The 16,641-nt window shown below is 64.3% G+C and carries 13 protein-coding genes and 1 pseudogene; 8 read left to right on the forward strand and 6 right to left on the reverse strand.

Features of this window, described 5'->3' with window-relative positions; translation table 11 throughout:
- The 3 genes and pseudogenes from JQ507_01340 to JQ507_01350 all read right to left on the reverse strand — a co-directional run bounded on the left by JQ507_01340 (position 1) and on the right by JQ507_01350 (position 2,859).
- Complete coding sequence (locus tag JQ507_01340; GenBank protein QRI70218.1) at positions 1 to 933, reverse strand: GNAT family N-acetyltransferase; 933 nt, start codon at positions 931 to 933, stop codon at positions 1 to 3.
- Positions 934 to 944: 11 nt separating this feature from the next.
- A complete protein-coding gene (locus JQ507_01345; protein ID QRI70219.1) occupies positions 945 to 1,994 on the reverse strand; it encodes an amidohydrolase in 1,050 nt (349 codons plus the stop codon).
- Positions 1,995 to 2,040: 46 nt separating this feature from the next.
- A pseudogene (locus JQ507_01350) lies at positions 2,041 to 2,859 on the reverse strand (MBL fold metallo-hydrolase).
- A 228-nt stretch (positions 2,860 to 3,087) separates the two neighbouring features.
- Between JQ507_01350 and JQ507_01355 the strand changes: the two are divergent.
- A complete protein-coding gene (locus JQ507_01355; protein ID QRI73135.1) occupies positions 3,088 to 3,972 on the forward strand; it encodes an alpha/beta hydrolase in 885 nt (294 codons plus the stop codon).
- An 8-nt stretch (positions 3,973 to 3,980) separates the two neighbouring features.
- Here the strand turns inward: JQ507_01355 and JQ507_01360 are convergent, their stop codons facing one another.
- Complete coding sequence (locus JQ507_01360; GenBank protein QRI70220.1) at positions 3,981 to 5,501, reverse strand: permease; 1,521 nt, start codon at positions 5,499 to 5,501, stop codon at positions 3,981 to 3,983.
- Positions 5,498 to 6,250, reverse strand: a complete 753-nt coding sequence (locus JQ507_01365) for an ABC transporter ATP-binding protein (protein QRI70221.1) — start codon at positions 6,248 to 6,250, stop codon at positions 5,498 to 5,500. Before JQ507_01365 ends, JQ507_01360 begins: the two co-directional genes overlap by 4 nt.
- A gap of 290 nt (positions 6,251 to 6,540) precedes the next feature.
- Here JQ507_01365 and JQ507_01370 point away from each other — a divergent pair, with 290 nt between their 5' ends.
- From JQ507_01370 to JQ507_01400, 7 genes are all read left to right on the forward strand, one after another.
- On the forward strand, positions 6,541 to 7,416 hold the full coding sequence (locus JQ507_01370; protein ID QRI70222.1) for a branched-chain amino acid ABC transporter permease: 876 nt from the start codon (positions 6,541 to 6,543) through the stop codon (positions 7,414 to 7,416).
- Positions 7,417 to 7,426: 10 nt separating this feature from the next.
- The gene (locus JQ507_01375) at positions 7,427 to 8,578 is read left to right on the forward strand and encodes a branched-chain amino acid ABC transporter permease (protein QRI70223.1); all 1,152 of its coding nucleotides are present in this window, start codon (positions 7,427 to 7,429) and stop codon (positions 8,576 to 8,578) included.
- Entirely contained in the window at positions 8,575 to 9,333 is a 759-nt protein-coding gene (locus JQ507_01380) for an ABC transporter ATP-binding protein (protein QRI70224.1), read from the forward strand. The genes JQ507_01375 and JQ507_01380 overlap by 4 nt, the downstream gene beginning before the upstream one ends.
- Before the next feature lie 10 nt (positions 9,334 to 9,343).
- Positions 9,344 to 10,123, forward strand: coding sequence for an ABC transporter ATP-binding protein (locus JQ507_01385; protein ID QRI70225.1), 780 nt, complete (start codon positions 9,344 to 9,346; stop codon positions 10,121 to 10,123).
- A 129-nt stretch (positions 10,124 to 10,252) separates the two neighbouring features.
- A complete protein-coding gene (locus JQ507_01390; GenBank protein ID QRI70226.1) occupies positions 10,253 to 12,091 on the forward strand; it encodes an AMP-binding protein in 1,839 nt (612 codons plus the stop codon).
- An 81-nt stretch (positions 12,092 to 12,172) separates the two neighbouring features.
- Positions 12,173 to 13,372, forward strand: a complete 1,200-nt coding sequence (locus JQ507_01395; GenBank protein ID QRI70227.1) for an ABC transporter substrate-binding protein — start codon at positions 12,173 to 12,175, stop codon at positions 13,370 to 13,372.
- 502 nt (positions 13,373 to 13,874) lie between these two features.
- Positions 13,875 to 15,347 carry an ATP-binding cassette domain-containing protein gene (locus JQ507_01400; protein ID QRI73136.1) on the forward strand — a complete coding sequence of 491 codons (1,473 nt, stop codon included), beginning with the start codon at positions 13,875 to 13,877 and terminating at the stop codon, positions 15,345 to 15,347.
- A 151-nt stretch (positions 15,348 to 15,498) separates the two neighbouring features.
- Here JQ507_01400 and JQ507_01405 read toward each other — a convergent pair whose 3' ends face one another.
- Positions 15,499 to 16,245, reverse strand: coding sequence for a transglutaminase-like cysteine peptidase (locus tag JQ507_01405; protein QRI70228.1), 747 nt, complete (start codon positions 16,243 to 16,245; stop codon positions 15,499 to 15,501).
- Between the last annotated feature and the right edge of the window lie 396 nt (positions 16,246 to 16,641).

The raw sequence follows: 16,641 nt of genomic DNA on the forward strand, positions 1-16,641 counted from the left end.
CTAGCGGAACCTCCGCTCCCGCGCGGCGAGCAGGTCGCCCCGCGTGGCGCTGAAGCGGCATGTCTCGTGCTGCGGTCGGAAGCCGAGCCGGCGATAGATCTTCAGCGCGGGGGCATTGCGGCTCGAGACGTTGAGCCAGCAGGGATGCTCGACCGAGACGTCATGCGCGCTGAGTACGCGGTAGACCAGGAGTTGGCCGAGCCCGCGTCCCTGCCGCGCCGGGTCGACGGCGACCGACTCGATCCACATCGAGTTCCGCTCCGGCTCGGTCAGGCAGTAGCCCGACATCTGTCCGTCTTCCGACGCGATCCAGACCTCGGTCTCGGTCAGGACCTGCGCCATCTCCTCCGGCGAGTACAGGCGGAAGGCGGCGTCCGAGGCATAGGCGGCGTTGTGGATGCGCGCGACCTCGGCCGCGCAGGCGGTCACGTCGCTGACCTGTTCGATGGTGGCGCGGGCCGCCGCGAGGGTGCGCGCCGGCTGCAATGGCTCGACGCATTTCATCCCGATCTCGGACTCGAGATGAACAAACCCGAAAGCGGAGACGAAGGCCATTCCGGCCGGCCAGTCACTGCTCACCAATGTTTGCACGATCAGGTCGGGATCGGTCTCGATTGCGATGATGTCGTCGAACAGGGCCAGACCAATCCGGCGCCGCCGCATCTCGGGCGCCACGACGATCTTGAGGAACCGGGACTGATGCGCGCCCTGATCGCGCAACGAGGATTCGGCGAGACCGACCAGTCGGCCATTTCGCTCGGCAACACGGAAGTCGCGCCCGCCACGGTTCTGCGGCAGTTTCAGGAACTGGTCCCACTGCGGCAGCGCAACAGGGCCCAGCCGCGGTTCCACCACAGCTGCCTTTGCGTAGAGTTCGACCACCGCTTCCGCATCAGCCTCTCGAAGCGGCCGGATGGTGATGCCGTCATCCATGAGTCGCAAGTTTACCCGATGTCGAGCCGATAGACATCCTTTGCCGTATTCAAGAACAACGCCGTCTTCTCGACTTCGCTATATTGTGATGCAAGCCGTTTAAAGGTGTTGAAGATCACCTGATAGCTGCACTGTCCCTTGTCAGGTGGGAAGTTGCTCTCGAACATGCAACGGTTCGGCCCGAACGCCTCGATGCAGGTCTCCACATAAGGCCGCCAGGCGGCGGCGAGTTCCTCGGACGAGGGCGGCCGGGGGCGAAGGTGGAAGTCGTAGCCCAGCAGGCACATCGCCAGCCCGCCGAGCTTGACCACGACGTTCTGGCACCGGGCGATCTCCTGGATCGAGGCCCTCCAGACCGGAAAGGTCTCCTCGCGCTTGCCGGCGAAGCGGCCGGTGCCGACCGGCCCGCCGCAATGGTCGAGCACGATCCGGGTGTCGGGAAAGGCGCGGGCAAGGTCGGTGAGCTCGCCGATCTGCGGGTGGAACAACCAGGCGTCGAAGCTGAGGCCGAGCGGCGCCAGGCACGCGAACCCCCTACGAAAGGTGGAATCCAGCAGAATGCCCTTCGGCCGGTTCGCATACATGTGCGCGACATTCGGATCCTCGTCCCAGGCCGAGGAGTGGCGGATGCCGCGGAACCGGCCGTTGCCGGCGGCAATCTCCGCCTCCAGCACCGCCCTGGCCTGGTCGCCGATCAGGAGGTTAACATGGCTGACGATGCCGGCGCAGATCGCCGCCCTGCCGTAGCCGCCGCTCGCCGCCATCGCCGCGACGCCGTTGGCGAACTCGACCTCGCCGACCGGGCGGAATGCCTCCGGCCCGTCGGCGCGATACATCGACCGGCAGTCGACATAGACGGTGGCGACGATGTTGTGGCCCGAGGCGATGTCGTCGCGCATCTCCTCGATCAGATAGCGCAAGCCTCCGCGATCCCAGAGATGGTGGTGCGGGTCGACGATCGGCCTGTCGGGATCGATGATCGCCTCGGTGTACTGGGCGAGCCAGTCTTCGCGCGGATTGGCATAGAGCCCGCTGGCAGAGGCGGGCAGGGTGCTGGCCATGGATTTTTCACTCCCGTTTGGTTTTGCTTCTTCTTGAACAGAGACCTTACACGCCGTCGAGGATGATGACAGTCGGCGTCATGGGCAGCGTGTCGCGCGAGATCCTTAAAGTCCGCTCGCCGCCGCGGCGGTCGATCTCGAATTGCTGGCCGATCAGGTGCATGAACTCGTCGAGCGGGGTGGCGAAGCGGTGCATCGGCAGCACCACCGATGCCCGCAGCCGCTTGGTGATCGCGGAGATGCCGTCGAGTGACATCGTGTAGGTGCCGTCGATCGGCACCATCACGATGTCGAGCCGGCCGATCGCCGCGAACTGGCTGTCGTCGAGCTTGACGTGGAGGTGGCCCAGATGGCCGATGCAGAGGCCGGCGACCTCGAAGATGAAGATCGAGTTGCCGTCCTTGATCATCTCGCCGCCGGGGTCCTCACCCTAATAACGGCGGATGTCGGTCGTGACGTTGCGGATATAGACGTCGCCGATGCGCTCGGCGTAATGCGCGGCCTGGCCGTTCTCGCCCCAGCCATGCAGCACGTGGGCGATCCTGGGATCGGGGAACAGCGTGTAATGCGTCGCATGGGCGCGGTTCATGGTCGCGACGTCGGGCAAGCGCCCGGTCTGGTAAACGCCGTTGTAGTCGGTCGCGATCCGGACGCCGCCGGGCGTGTCGATATAATAGGTCGAATGGCCGGCATAGGTGATCGCGACCTCGTCGGCTTTAGCCGCTGCGACGCGCCGATAATTCACCGGGACGGCGCGCGGCGGAGCATTGGCCATCGCCAGGCATTCGCTGCGCTGGGCGTCCTGCGCGAAGGCATGGACGGTCAATGATCCCAGCAAGACGAGCGCGGCAAGCAATCTCAGCATGAGCTGTTCCGTCTTCGGCGATATCGGCCGATACGAGACTATCGCGCAATTGGCTTGCCGTCATGATGAGGCCGGCGCATCGCTCCATGGCGCTGACTGCAACACGATCCAGGCGATTCTTGCTCCGGGACGCGCTACCATGCCGCGCAGACATCGGAGATCAGGGAGTTCTGCGTGACCGACGTTGCCCCTACGCCGCGCGCGTCATCGACCAAGCGGCTCGAGCCATTGCGCCATGTCGACGCAGGCGTGCTCAACATCGCCTATTACGAGGCTGGTCCGGCCGACGGCCCCGCCGTGATGCTGCTGCACGGCTTTCCCTACGATATCCATTCCTTTGTCGACGTCGCGCCGATCCTGGTCGGGCAGGGCTGCCGGGTCATCGTGCCGTATCTGCGCGGCTACGGACCGACACTGTTCCGCGACAAGGCAACGCCGCGCTCGGGCGAGCAGGCCGCGGTCGGCGCCGACCTGATGGCGCTGATGGATGCGCTCGGCATCGAGCGTGCGGTATTCGCCGGCTATGACTGGGGCGGCCGTGCCGCATCGATCGGCGCCGCGCTGTGGCCGCAACGCTGTAGCGGACTGGTCTGCACCAACGGCTACATGATCCAGGACATCGCGCACGCAATGCAGCCGGCGCCGCCGGAGCGCGAAGTGCCGCTCTGGTATCAGTATTATTTCCAGCTCGAGCGCGGCCGGGCGGGGCTTGCCGCGAACCGGCGCGGCATCGCAAGGATCCTGTGGTCGCAATGGTCCCCGACCTGGACGTTCGACGAGGCCTGCTTCGAGCGGACGGCAGTGGCGTTCGACAACCCTGATTATGTCGACGTCGTGATCCATAGCTATCGGCATCGCTACGGCGTTGTCGAAGGCGACCCGCAATATGCCGCTGTGCAGCGGCGGCTCGACGCCTTGCCTGTGATCACGGTCCCAGCCATCTCGCTCGACGGCGCCGATGATGGCGTGACGTACGTGAGCGACGGCAGCCGCACCGCGGCAAAATACACAAGCCGCCTGGCCTATCGCGTGATTCCGGGCGCCGGCCACAATGTCCCGCAAGAGGCGCCGGAGGCATTTGCCGCGGCGGTAATCGAGGTGATGAGGGCCTAACCTCGGTCTCACGCCTGTCGCGGGCTGATCTTCCAGGCGATGGCGAGCGTCAACAGCGTCAGAATGCCGCTGGCGAGCGCGACCACCGGGATCGTCAGGGCCAGCGCCGCGGTCGCGGCCCAGCCGATCGAGGAGAAGGCTTCGGCGAAGGTCGCGATGCGGGAGGAGGTCTGGCGCCGGCGGAACTGGCTGCGCTTGGCCTGCGCGCGGAACCAGAGCTGGACCGCGGCGGCGGATGCGGTCGCGATGATGATCGCGATCGCCGTGACCACGGCCTGCCCTGGCGAGGCGAAGGCCAGTGCGGCCACCAGCGGCGCGAACACGACGGCGATGGCGATCAGGACGACCTCGACCTTGGCGCGGGTCACGCGTGACGGCGGCAGCGGCGCGGTCGCCACCAGATCGGGCGCGTCCTCGCCCGAGATGGTCAGCCACGCGAGCCCGCCGGCGAGTTGGCCCGCGGCCATCACCACGACCGGCGTGATCAGCACGATCGCGGTCGACGTGCCGGAGAAGCTTCGCCACAGCATCAGCGCCGGCGGCAGCAGATAGAGCATCTGCATCAGGCTCTGCGACAGTAGCCACGGGTCGCGGCGCAGCAGCAGGAACTCCTTTCGGCGCAGCGCCTGCTGCCGCGAGCCGGGCCGGAACGTGCGGGCACGGCCCTGTGCGACCGCAGCCGGATTGGCGGCAACGCGGGCGACCGTGTCGGCAAACCGCGGCGCGAACGCCGCCATCACGGCGCCGAGCAGCACGAGGCTTGCTGCGAGCAGCAGCAGCATGATTTCGCGATCGCCGAGCGCTGCGCGCGCCGGCCACCAGAGCGGGCTATCGGGGGCAGGGGCGATACGTGCCGCGGTATCCGAGGTCAGGAAAGCAAAGCGCGACAGCGTGCCGTAGGACAGCACGGCGACGACCTGCAGGGCGATGACGAACCCGGCGCCGATCACGGCGGAGACGATCTGCGCCACCAGCCGCGTCCGGCTCGGCCCGATCACGCGAAACAGCAACGCGGTGACGGCGATCGCCGCGGCAGCCGCCGATAGCCCGATCGCAAGGACGACGCCGAAACCGGCGAGCCAGCGCGCGCCGCCGAGATAGACCAGCACGTCGATGAACGGCGTCGACAGCAAGAGCGCCATGCTGCTCACCGTCAGCGCGATCGCGGCAATCCGGATCGAGAAGATGTTGGTGAGCTTGGCCGGCGACGACATGATCAGATCGAGATCGGCACGGGCATAGAATACCCGCGTCACCGACTCGATCGCCTGCGAAAGCATCAGCGCCCAGGACAGGAAGATCGTCGCGGTCAGCACGATCAGCGAGGACGGATCGAGCGGAAACCGCAAGTCGACATAGCGGGCGACCACGGCATAGGCCGGCAGATGCAGGATCGCCGCGAAGACCAACAGGCCGATCACGGCGTGATTGCGCCGCCGCCGGCCGCCGGTCATCATCGCCAGCCATTCGCGCCAGGCCAGGCGGAATTCGTGGCGGGCGAACCAGGTGAGATGGGCGGTCGAGCTCACGCGGCCGCCGCTTCGGTATCGACCAGCGCGATGAACATGTCTTCGAGCGTGGTGTCGTTGCGGCCGTTCTGCTCGCGCAACTCGGCAAGCGTGCCCTCGGCGATCAGCCTGCCGGCCGCGATCACGCCGATCCGGTCGGCCATGCGTTCGGCGACTTCGAGAATATGGGTCGTCATGATCACGGTGCAGCCGGCCCGGACGCGCTCCTGCAGCAGCCCCTTGACGTGACGCGCCGACAGCGCGTCGAGGCCGGTCAGCGGTTCATCGAGAATGATTAGGCGGGGGTCGTGCACCAGCGCGCCGGCGAGCGCCACCTTCTGGCGCATGCCCTTGGAGAAGCCTTCGCAGCGCTCGTTCAGATGCGGCTCGAGCCCGAGCGAGATCAGGAGATTGCGTGCCGACTTCTCCGAGGTGCGGGGATCGATGCCCCACAGGCCGGCGACGAATTCGAGGTATTCCAGCGGCGTCAGCTTGTCGTAGATCATCGGCTCGTCGGACACCCAGGCCATGATCTGCTTGGCGGCGACCGGATCGGCCAACGCATCGATGCCCAAAATCGACACTGAGCCGGCATCGGGCCGCAATAGCCCGGCCACCATGCGCAGCGTTGTGGTCTTGCCGGCGCCGTTCGGCCCGAGCAGCGCATAGAACTCGCCGACACGGATGGTGAGATCGAGCGCGTCGACCGCCGGGCGATCAAAACGCTTGGTTAACCCTCGCACGGCCAGTGCGGACAGTTGCGACGTCATTGTGTGGCGATCCCGGATTTCGCTCGTCGGTTGCGCAACTTGGACAAAAACCGTTTCGGTGCAGTGAATCGCACGGGGCAAATCGCAGGCGATATCCGTATTACTCCGTGCTGCGGCATACCTCCGCAAATGTGATGATACAGCGGGATCAGGGGTTTGTTGACAGGGATCGGGCCATTTGGCTCAATCCGGGCGGACGTAGGTGGCTTTCAGCGCTTCCGACACAAGGGCGTGAAGGCGGGATGCAACGAGCGATCGGATAAGAATCGCCGGGCATCGGGGAGGGAACGATGCTGGACTTCGTTCAGCAGCTCGTCAGCGGCATCGCGCTCGGCTGCGTTTACGGCCTGATCGCGCTCGGCTTCGTGCTGGTCTACAAAGCGACCGAAGTCGTCAATTTCGCGCAAGGCGATTTGATGATGCTGGGCGGCTTTTTCGCCTTCACTTTCATCGGCATGCTCGGGCTGAATTACTGGGTCGGCTTCGCCGGCGCGGTGATTTGCATGGCGCTGTTCGGCATGCTGGCCGAGCGGCTCGTGGTGCGGCCGATCCTCGGCTATCCGCAATTCTCCATCATCATGGCGACGATCGGGCTCGGCTATTTCCTGCGCTCGGTCGCCGGCATGATCTGGGGCACCGACGACTTCAAGATCGAGACGCCGTTCAGCCAGGGCGTGTTGCGGATCGGCAGCCTGGTGCTCGCCTACGACAAATTGTCGGTGATCGCGGCGACCATCATCCTGTGCGCGCTGCTCTATCTGTTCTTCAATCGCACCACGCTCGGCACCGCGATGCGCGCCAGCTCCGAGAACATGCTGGCTGCCTATTACATGGGCATCCCGGTCAAGCGCGTGGTCTCGATCGTCTGGGCGATCTCGGCGGCGGTGGCAACCTGCGCCGGCGTGCTGCTGGCGCCGATCACCTTCATCCATTCCAATGTCGGCCTGGTGCTGGGACTGAAGGCGTTTCCGGCCGCGGTGCTCGGCGGCTTCGGCTCGATCCCGGGCGCGGTGGTCGGCGGCGTCCTGATCGGCGTGATCGAGAGCATGGCCGGCTTCTATTTGCCGCAAGGATGGAAGGACGTCGCGCCCTATATCGTGCTGCTCGCGGTGCTGCTGCTCAAGCCCGAAGGCCTGTTCGGCCTTCACGTCCGAAAAAAGGTTTGAGGAGCGACATATGCGGTTTCTCTTCAAGACCGATTACGAAGACGACATCAGGCTGTTGCCGCATTCCGGCTACGTCTATTCCTACGGCCTGCTGCTCGCGGTGCTGCTGATCGCGCCCTACGTGCTGTCGAGCTATCTGATGAGCCAGCTGGTCTTCGTCTGCATCTATGCGACCGTCGGCGTCGGGCTGATGATCCTGACCGGCTTTACCGGACAGGCCTCGCTCGGCCACGCCGCCTTCCTGGCGATCGGCGCCTACACCGCGGCCTATCTGCAGCAGTTCAACGTGCCGTTTCCGGTCTACTTCCTCGCCGCGGGGCTGTTGACCGGCGTCGTCGGCGCACTGGTCGGATTTCCGGCGCTGCGGCTGCAGGGCATCTATCTGGTGATCGCCACGATCTCGTTTGCCTTCATCGTCGAGGAAATCCTGGCGCGCTGGGAAAGCGTGACCAACGGCAATGAGGGCATGCGGATCAAGGCCATGCAACTGCTCGGCACCACGGTGTCGCGCGACGGCCCGACCTTCTATTATATCTGCCTTGCGGTGCTGGTGCTGACCATCGTCGGCACGCTCAATCTGCTGCGCTCCCCGACCGGACGGGCCTTTGTCGCGATCCGCGACAGCGAGACCGCAGCGCGCAGCATGGGCATCAATGTCGCGCTCTACAAGGTGAAGTCGTTCGCGATCTCGGCTGGTATCACCGGCTTGGCCGGCGTGCTGTTCGCGCACAAGCTGTCCTTCATCTCGCCTGAGATGTTCACCTTGCAGCTCTCGATCGAGTTCATCATCGTGATCCTGATCGGCGGCACCTTCAGCCTGCACGGCGCGGTGCTGGGCGCGATCTTCCTGGTCATGATCGATCCGTTCCTGACCTACCTGAAGGACGACATGCCCAGCGTGATCGCTGGCACCGCGGCCGCACTGGGCGCGGGCACGGAGCGCGCCGGCCGCATCCAGGATGCGGTCGCAGCCTTCGCCTCGGCAAACGGGCTGAAGGGCGCGATCTACGGCATCATCATCGTGGTGTTCGTGCTGTTTGAACCCCTCGGGCTCTACGGCCGCTGGCTCAAGATCAAACTCTTCTTCCAGCTCTTCCCGCTGTACAAGCGCGCCACCTTCAAGCGGCAGAAGATCTATGTGAAATCGGAGCGGAACCGATGAGCTATTTCCGCGCCGAGAACCTGTCGTTGCATTTCGGCGGCCTCAAGGCGGTCGATGCCGTCAGCTTCGCGGTCGAGAAGGGCGAGATCCTCTCGATCATCGGGCCGAACGGCGCCGGCAAGAGCTCGATCTTCAACCTGATCTCGCGCATCTACCCGCCGACCTCGGGCCGGATCTTCTTCGAGGATCAGGACATCACCCAGCAGCCGGCCTACGATATCGCGAAACTCGGCATCGCGCGCACCTTCCAGAACATCGAACTGTTCGAGAACGCGACCGTGCTGAGCAATCTCCTGGTCGGCCGGCATCGCCATTCGACCACCCGGCTCTGGCAGGAGCTGCTATTCCTGCCGAGCGTCCGCGCCGGCGAGAAGGCGCATCGCCGCCGGGTCGAGCAGGTGATCGAATTCCTCGACCTCGAGCCTTACCGCGACAAGCTGATTTCGGGCCTGCCTTACGGCGTGCGCAAGGTGATCGAGTTGGCGCGCGCGCTGTGCTCGGAGCCGAAGCTGATCCTGCTCGACGAGCCGTCGTCAGGCCTCAATGTCGAGGAGACCGACGACATGTCGTTCTGGATCCGCGACATGAAGAGCGAGCTCGGCATCACCGTGCTGATGGTCGAGCACGACATGACACTGGTCAACCGGGTCTCCGATCGCGTCATTGCGCTGAATTACGGCCGCGTGCTGGCGATGGGCTCGCCGTCCGAGGTGCAGCACCATCCCGACGTCGTCGCAGCCTATCTCGGCGCATGAGGATGATGCCATGAGCACACCGGACATCATCCTGAAGCTTTCCAACGTCGAAAGCTATTACGGGCCGATCATGGCGATCCGCGGCATCAGCCTCCAGGTGCCGCGCGGCCAGATTGTGACGCTGCTCGGCGCCAATGGCGCCGGCAAGACCACGGTGCTGAAGACGATCTCCGGCATCCTCGACCCGCAGAAGGGCTCGATCGAATTCCTCGGCAAGCCGATCCAGCGCATGGAGGCCGATCGGATCGTGCGGCTCGGCCTCAGCCATGTGCCGGAGGGGCGCGAGGTGTTTCCGTTCCTGTCGGTGCGCGAGAACCTGATGATGGGCGCCTATCTGCGCCGGGACCGCGACGGTGTGGCGCAGGACCTCGAGCGCGTCTACGGCTATTTTCCACGGCTGAAGGAGCGGCTCGGCCAGCCCGCCGGGCAGTTGTCGGGCGGCGAGCAGCAGATGCTGGCGATCGGGCGGGCGTTGATGAACCGGCCGACGCTGCTGCTGCTCGACGAGCCGTCGCTCGGGCTGTCGCCGATCCTGGTGAAGGAGATCTTCACCATCATCCGCCGCGTCAATCAGGAGCACGGCATGTCGATCCTGCTGGTCGAGCAGAACGCCAAGATCGCGCTGGAGACGGCGCATTACGGCTATGTGCTGGAGATCGGCCGCGTCGTCATGAACGATACCTGTGAGCGGCTGATGAGTTCACCCGATATCCAGGAGTTCTATCTCGGCGCCAAGGAAGCCGGCGCGCGGGGCGAGCGGCGCTGGAAAAAGAAGAAGACGTGGCGTTAGGGAGGTTTGGTGCTGACTAAAGTTGGTTTGGCACTGAGAGCGAGTCGGAGTTAGATTTCAGGCCTGTTTCGCGAACAAGACCGGCAACAAGGCCGGCGCGTGAGACGGGCGGCAGAGGAGGGAGCGCGCATGGCAGGACCAGCGGTGCTGACGGTCGCCGACACGATCGCGAGGAGCTTTCTGCTCGCGGTGCAAACGCGCGGCGACAGGCCCGCGATCCGCGAGAAGAAGTTCGGCATCTGGCAGCCGACCAGCTGGCGCGAATGGCTTGAGATATCCAGGGACATCGCCTGCGCCCTGCATGCGACCGGCTTCCGCCCCGGCGACGTCGCCTCGATCATCGCCAACGCGGTGCCGGAATGGGTCTATGCCGACATGGGCATCCTGTGCGCCGGGGGCGTCTCCTCCGGCATTTACCCGACCGATGCGGCGGCGCAGGTCGAATACCTTCTCAATGATTCCTGCACCCGGGTGATCTTCGTCGAAGACGAGGAGCAGCTCGACAAGGTGCTGACCTGCCGGTCGCGCTGTCCGACGCTGGACAGGATCGTGGTGTTCGACATGGAGGGCCTCTCCGGCTTCTCCGATCCGATGGTGCTGTCGCTCGCCGAGTTCACGGCACTCGGCCGCAATCATGCGCAGGGCAATGATGCCCTGTGGGATGAAATGACCGGCAGCCGCACCGCGTCCGATCTCGCGATCCTGGTCTATACGTCGGGCACCACGGGCCCGCCCAAGGGCGCGATGCACTCCAACCGCAGCGTGACGCACCAGATGCGCCACGCCAACGATCTCTACCCTTCGACCGACAGCGAGGAACGGCTGGTGTTCCTGCCGCTCTGCCATGTCGCCGAGCGGGTCGGCGGCTACTACATCTCGCTCGCGCTCGGCTCGGTGATGAATTTTGCCGAAAGCCCGGAGACGGTGCCGGATAATCTGCGCGAGGTGCAGCCGACCGCGTTCCTCGCGGTGCCGCGGATCTGGGAGAAGTTCTATTCGGGCATCACCATCGCGCTGAAGGACGCGACCCCGTTCCAGAACTGGATGTACGCCCGCGCGCTCGCGATCGGAAACCGGATGACCGAATGCCGGCTGGAGGGCGAGACGCCGCCGCTGTCGCTGCGGCTCGCCAACCGTGCCGCCTATTGGCTCGTGTTCCGCAACATCCGCCGCATGCTCGGGCTCGACCGTTGCCGGATCGCATTGACCGGCGCGGCGCCGATCTCGCCGGATCTGATCCGCTGGTATCTCGCGCTCGGCATCGACATGCGCGAGGTCTATGGCCAGACCGAGAATTGCGGCGTGGCGACCATGATGCCGGCGGACCGCATCAAGCTCGGCTCGGTCGGCAAGGCCGCGCCCTGGGGCGAGGTGATGATCTGCCCGAGGGGCGAGATCCTGATCAAGGGCGACTACCTGTTCATGGGCTATCTCAACCAGCCGGAGAAGACCGCCGAGACGATCGACGCGAAGGGCTGGCTGCACACCGGCGATGTCGGCACGATCGACAATGAAGGCTTTGTGAAGATCACCGACCGGATGAAGGACATCATCATCACGTCAGGCGGCAAGAACATCACGCCGTCCGAGATCGAGAACCAGCTCAAATTCTCGCCCTACGTCTCGGACGCGGTCGTGATCGGCGACAAGCGGCCATACCTGACCTGCCTGATCATGATCGATCAGGAGAATGTCGAGAAATACGCCCAGGACCAGGACATCCCGTTTACCAACTACGCGAGCCTGTGCCGTGCCCGCGAGATCCAGGACCTGATCCACCGCGAGGTCGAGGCGGTCAACGCGAAGTTCGCGCGGGTCGAGACCATCAAGAAATTCTACCTGATCGAACGTCAGCTCACCCCAGAGGACGAGGAGCTGACGCCGACCATGAAGCTGAAGCGCAGCTTCGTGAACAAGCGCTACGCGGCCGAGATCGACGCCATGTATGGCGAACGCGCAGTCGCGTAGCAGGCGATAAGACGTTTGGCGAAGGAGCGAGAAGGCCCGACCCTTCGCTCACCATGGGCCGTTGTGAAGGAGGAGACTGCAATGTCGAAATCGCTGAAGGCGCTGGGCTTTGCGGTCAGCGCGCTGGCGCTGACCTGTCTGCCGGCCGCAGCCCAGACCAAGGTCACCAATGAAGGCATCTCGCCGGCCGAGATCGTGATCGGAACGCATCAGGACCTGTCCGGCCCGATCAAGGTCTGGGGTGTTCCGGTGTCCAACGGCATGAAGATGGCGGTTGAGGAGATCAACGCCAGCGGCGGCATCAACGGCCGCAAGATCAGGATGATTCTGGAGGACAATGGCTACGACCCGAAGAAGGGCGTGCTGGCCTCGCAGAAGATGGTCGAGCGCGACAAGATCTTTGCGATGATCGGCTCGATGGGTTCGGCGCCGACGCTGGCCGCGCAGGACATCCTGTTCGATGCCGGCGTGCTGCAGCTGTTCCCGCTGACAGCCGCCGAATTCACCTTCAAATTCGATCCGAGCAAGCCGCAGGAACGGCTGAAGTTCAACAACCTGCTGCCCTATGTCGAAAGCACGCGCGCCGCGCTCAAATACATGATGGACTGGAAGAACTTCAAGAAGCCCTGCATCCTGCATCAGGACGACGAGTACGGTAAGAACGTGCTCGACGGCTTCAATCAGCAGCTCGCTGCGATGAAGGTGCAGCCGGCTTCGACCACAAGCTACAAGCGCGGCGCCTCCGACTTCTCGGCGCAGGTTGCCAAGATGAAGGCCGACGGCTGCGATCTCGTCGTGCTCGGCACCGTGATCCGCGAGACCATCGGCGCGATGAACGAGGCCAGGAAACTCGGCTGGGACGTGACCTTCCTCGGCGCTACGCCGACCAACGTGCTCGAAGTGCCCGCGCTCGGCAAGGAAGCCGTCGAGGGCCTCTATGCGGCCTCGGGCTTCGAAATTCCCTACGAGGACACCGCCAAGGGCAAGGTGAAGGACTGGCTCGTCAACTACAAGAAGATGTTCAACACCGACGCCAACACCCAGGCGATCATCGGCTACAACGCGGTGATGACGTTCGCGTTCTACGCCCAGAAGGCGGGCAAGGATCTCACCGGCCAGAAGATGCTGGATGCGCTGGAGTCAGGCGACAAGTTCCTCGACATTTTCAGTTCGCCGCCGACCAAGTTCTCCAAGACGGATCATCTCGCCAACACCATCACCCAGGTGCAGCAGGTCAAGGGCGGCCGCTGGGTTCTGGTGAAGGATAACCTGATGTTCTAGTCCAGAGCATGATCCGGAAAAGCTGACACTGGATTCCCGAGAGGATCATGGCGTTGTGGGAAGAGGCCGCTCAAGCGAAGCGGCCTCTTCGTCGGATGGGATCGAGCTAGCAACCATCCGAACTGAGGAGGACAACTCCGCCGGCCTCGGCGAAGCCCTGCATCAGACCCGGGGCGAAAGCCTTGTAGGCGGGAGTATCCATGTTCCTCATGCCGCCACTGACGGCCTCGAACTGCTCAGCGGTCAACGCGAGGCGAGGATCTGACTAGGACGTGGTATTCGAACGCATGTTGTTCTCCTGAGATCGTGGGATGATGGAGGCAGGCGACCGGCCGTCAGCAGCCCTGTCCGCCTACGACCCAGACGGTTGCGCTGGGAGCGGTGCTTGCAAAGCCTCTCAGGAACGCCCTGCACGGCCGCGCTTGCGGCGAGGCGCGTGGCCGCGCGTGCGCTCCATCACAAAACTGCGCTCTCCATCGCCGGCCTGCAGGTCGTGCAGGGGATGGCGATGCTGCGGCTCGAGGGCCTCGCGGAATACAGGCTTCAGGCGGCGCTGATCGATCGGCTGCTCAGGTTGCCGGCCTCCCTGTTTCGCGATTACACGGCAGGCGATCTGGTGGATCGATCGATGGGCATCGACGCCGTCCGCAAGACGTTGACCGTCCATAATCTCCGCGGCCTCACGGCGCTTCTGTTCTGCCTCTTCAGCATCGCCCTGATGTTGTATTACGACGTCAAGCTGGGGAGCATCGCCGTTCTGCTGGTGGCGGTGCGTGCGGCCGCGATCATGGCCGCCGGCGGGCTGCGTATCTATTACGAAGCCCGCTACCTCGATCTGCAGGGAAAGATCGGCGGCTTCGTTCTCCAGTTGATCACCGGCGTTGGCAAGCTGCGTGTGGCCCGGGCGACCGGACGCGCGCTCGCCCTGTGGTCGGAACGCTTCTCGGTCCAGAAGCGCTATTTCACCGCGTCGCAGAAGGTCTCGAATGCGCTCAGCGCGTTCGAGAGTTCCTATCCGACACTTGCGACGCTCGTCATCTTCGCGATTGCCTTCCATGACAACAGCGAGATCCTGCGCGATCTCGGCGCTTTCCTCGGCTTCCTGGCGGCTTTCGGCCAGACCTTGGCATCGGTCGGCAACTGGGCGTCGAGCATCAGTGAAGCGCTGGTTGCCGTCCCGCAGCTGGCGCGGTTGAAGCCATTGATGTCAACTGCCGCCGAGATCGGCGAAGAGCGCAGGCCACCCGGAGCGCTGTCCGGTGAGATCGAGCTTTCCGGCGTCGGCTTCCGATATGCGCAAGGTGGTCCGCCGGTGCTCGACGATGTCACGTTGAAGATTCAGCGCGGAGAATATGTCGCCATCGTCGGCCCGTCGGGCAGCGGAAAATCGTCGCTGCTGCGATTGCTGCTCGGCTTCGAGCAGCCGGAGACGGGCTCCGTCTTCTATGACGGCAAGGCGCTCAACACGCTGGACATCAGTGCGGTGCGCCGACAACTCGGCGTGGTGCTTCAGGACACCAAATTGGCGACGGGCAGCCTCTACGAGAACATCTGCGGCGGCATCGATCTGTCGCAGGACAAGGCCTGGGAGGCAGCGAGGCAGGCCGGTCTCGACACCGACATCCAGCAGATGCCGATGGGTATGCATACGCTGGTTTCCGAAGGCTTCAACACGCTCTCCGGCGGCCAGCGGCAGCGGGTCATGATCGCCCGGGCGCTTGCGCGGGCGCCTCGGATCCTGCTCTTTGACGAGGCGACCAGCGCGCTCGACAATCGGACACAGGCGATCGTCGCAGCTTCGCTGGAGCGGCTTCCTATCACGCGCCTCGTCATCGCACATCGATTGAGTACCGTACGCCAGGCCGACCGCATCATCATGCTGTCGGGCGGCAAGGTGGTCCAGGTGGGAAGTTACGCCGAACTTGTCGCGCGCCCTGGCCCGTTCGCGGACTTCGCGGCGCGCCAGCTGCTCTAAAGCATGATCCGGAAAAGTGCGAAGCGGTTTTCCGAAAAGATCATGCTCAAACAAAGGTCTGAAGCGCGATGATGATTCAACCAAATCTCATCGCGCTTTAGGTCCGGCTCAGCATTCCGATGTCGCCGCCGGCGGCAGGCGTCGCCTCAGTTCACCGCGCTTGAGGCCGCCACGCGGTCTCGGCGACGAGCCGCGCATCGCCATACCGGTTGACGCCGTTCTGGTCGATCACAAAGGTCGGCCGGAAGCTCCTGATATCGGTGTCCTCGATCATCGCCATGCGGCGGTTGTCGAGCATCAGCCAGTGGCCGTCGAGCCGCGCCGCGACTACGGCGTGGTCCTCGCCGCCGAGCAGGTCATGCATGACCACGATGCGCAAATCGTCCGGCGCGACGCCGGCCTTGGCGAGCGCGACGAACTTCGCGATCGCATAGTCTTCGCAATCGCCGCTGCCGCGGGCGAATGTGGCGAGCGGCGTGGACCAGACGTCTGGCTCGCCGTAGGTCGCAAGATCGCTGCCCGGGCGGATCGCCAGATTGATCGCGCGGTTGATCTCACCGAACCGGGCGCGGCCATCGCGTGCCCGGCCGGCATCGACGATCGCCAGGAACCGCAGCGCCTCAGGCGATGCGCAGCCCGCGCGGTCGCTTTCGCAGGCTGCAAGCTGCGCCAATTCGTCGGCCAGCTGGCGCTGCACCCCGCGCCATTTGTCATGCAGGCCGCCGCCGGCAAGCAGGTTGGTCGCCAGGCCGAACGGTTCGGTTGATTGTCTGAGCAGGGTCGCCGGGCCGGGCGACAGGAGCGAGGCGGCATTGAGCTCGACAATTGGCGCGGCCAGAACCAGGCCGAAGCCTAACACGACGGAGCGCAGCGCAAACGAGCGAAGCGAGAATCCCATGTGACACCCCCTGTCCGCTCATCGGCGGGTGGAGATTACACCGCGCACGCGACGGATCGTTTGATGCCGACAGCATCGCAAACGACCCTTCGAATCGACTTAAGAGGTGGGAAATCCGGGCAGGAGGCTGAAGGGCGCGTGGCCCGGGTCCCGAAAACTTTACCGGTTTGTGAAACGAACCCGCGAACCTTTTTCCACCGCGAAACGCCTCATCCTTGCCTACTGGTTAACCCGGCCAATCCGCGCATGGGATAGCTGCGATTTGTAAGCCAAGTCACAGCTTTAGCCGGAAAAATCGGGTCAAATGCCCTCTCGGGGCTGCGGGGAAATAAAGGCAAGTACAGAAATGCCAGTCAATACCACGAATACGTGGCTCACTACCCATCTTGGCTCAAA

The organism is Bradyrhizobium sp. PSBB068 (assembly GCA_016839165.1).
In the GTDB taxonomy this organism is placed as follows: Bacteria; Pseudomonadota; Alphaproteobacteria; order Rhizobiales; family Xanthobacteraceae; genus Bradyrhizobium.

Coding starts and splice junctions, on each gene's coding strand:
- JQ507_01340 (QRI70218.1), bottom strand. CDS start 933: ATGGATGACGGCATCACCATCCGGCCGCTTCGAGAGGCTGATGCGGAA.
- JQ507_01345 (QRI70219.1), bottom strand. CDS start 1,994: ATGGCCAGCACCCTGCCCGCCTCTGCCAGCGGGCTCTATGCCAATCCG.
- JQ507_01365 (QRI70221.1), bottom strand. CDS start 6,250: ATGACGTCGCAACTGTCCGCACTGGCCGTGCGAGGGTTAACCAAGCGT.
- JQ507_01370 (QRI70222.1), top strand. CDS start 6,541: ATGCTGGACTTCGTTCAGCAGCTCGTCAGCGGCATCGCGCTCGGCTGC.
- JQ507_01375 (QRI70223.1), top strand. CDS start 7,427: ATGCGGTTTCTCTTCAAGACCGATTACGAAGACGACATCAGGCTGTTG.
- JQ507_01380 (QRI70224.1), top strand. CDS start 8,575: ATGAGCTATTTCCGCGCCGAGAACCTGTCGTTGCATTTCGGCGGCCTC.
- JQ507_01385 (QRI70225.1), top strand. CDS start 9,344: ATGAGCACACCGGACATCATCCTGAAGCTTTCCAACGTCGAAAGCTAT.
- JQ507_01390 (QRI70226.1), top strand. CDS start 10,253: ATGGCAGGACCAGCGGTGCTGACGGTCGCCGACACGATCGCGAGGAGC.
- JQ507_01395 (QRI70227.1), top strand. CDS start 12,173: ATGTCGAAATCGCTGAAGGCGCTGGGCTTTGCGGTCAGCGCGCTGGCG.
- JQ507_01400 (QRI73136.1), top strand. CDS start 13,875: ATGGCGATGCTGCGGCTCGAGGGCCTCGCGGAATACAGGCTTCAGGCG.
- JQ507_01405 (QRI70228.1), bottom strand. CDS start 16,245: ATGGGATTCTCGCTTCGCTCGTTTGCGCTGCGCTCCGTCGTGTTAGGC.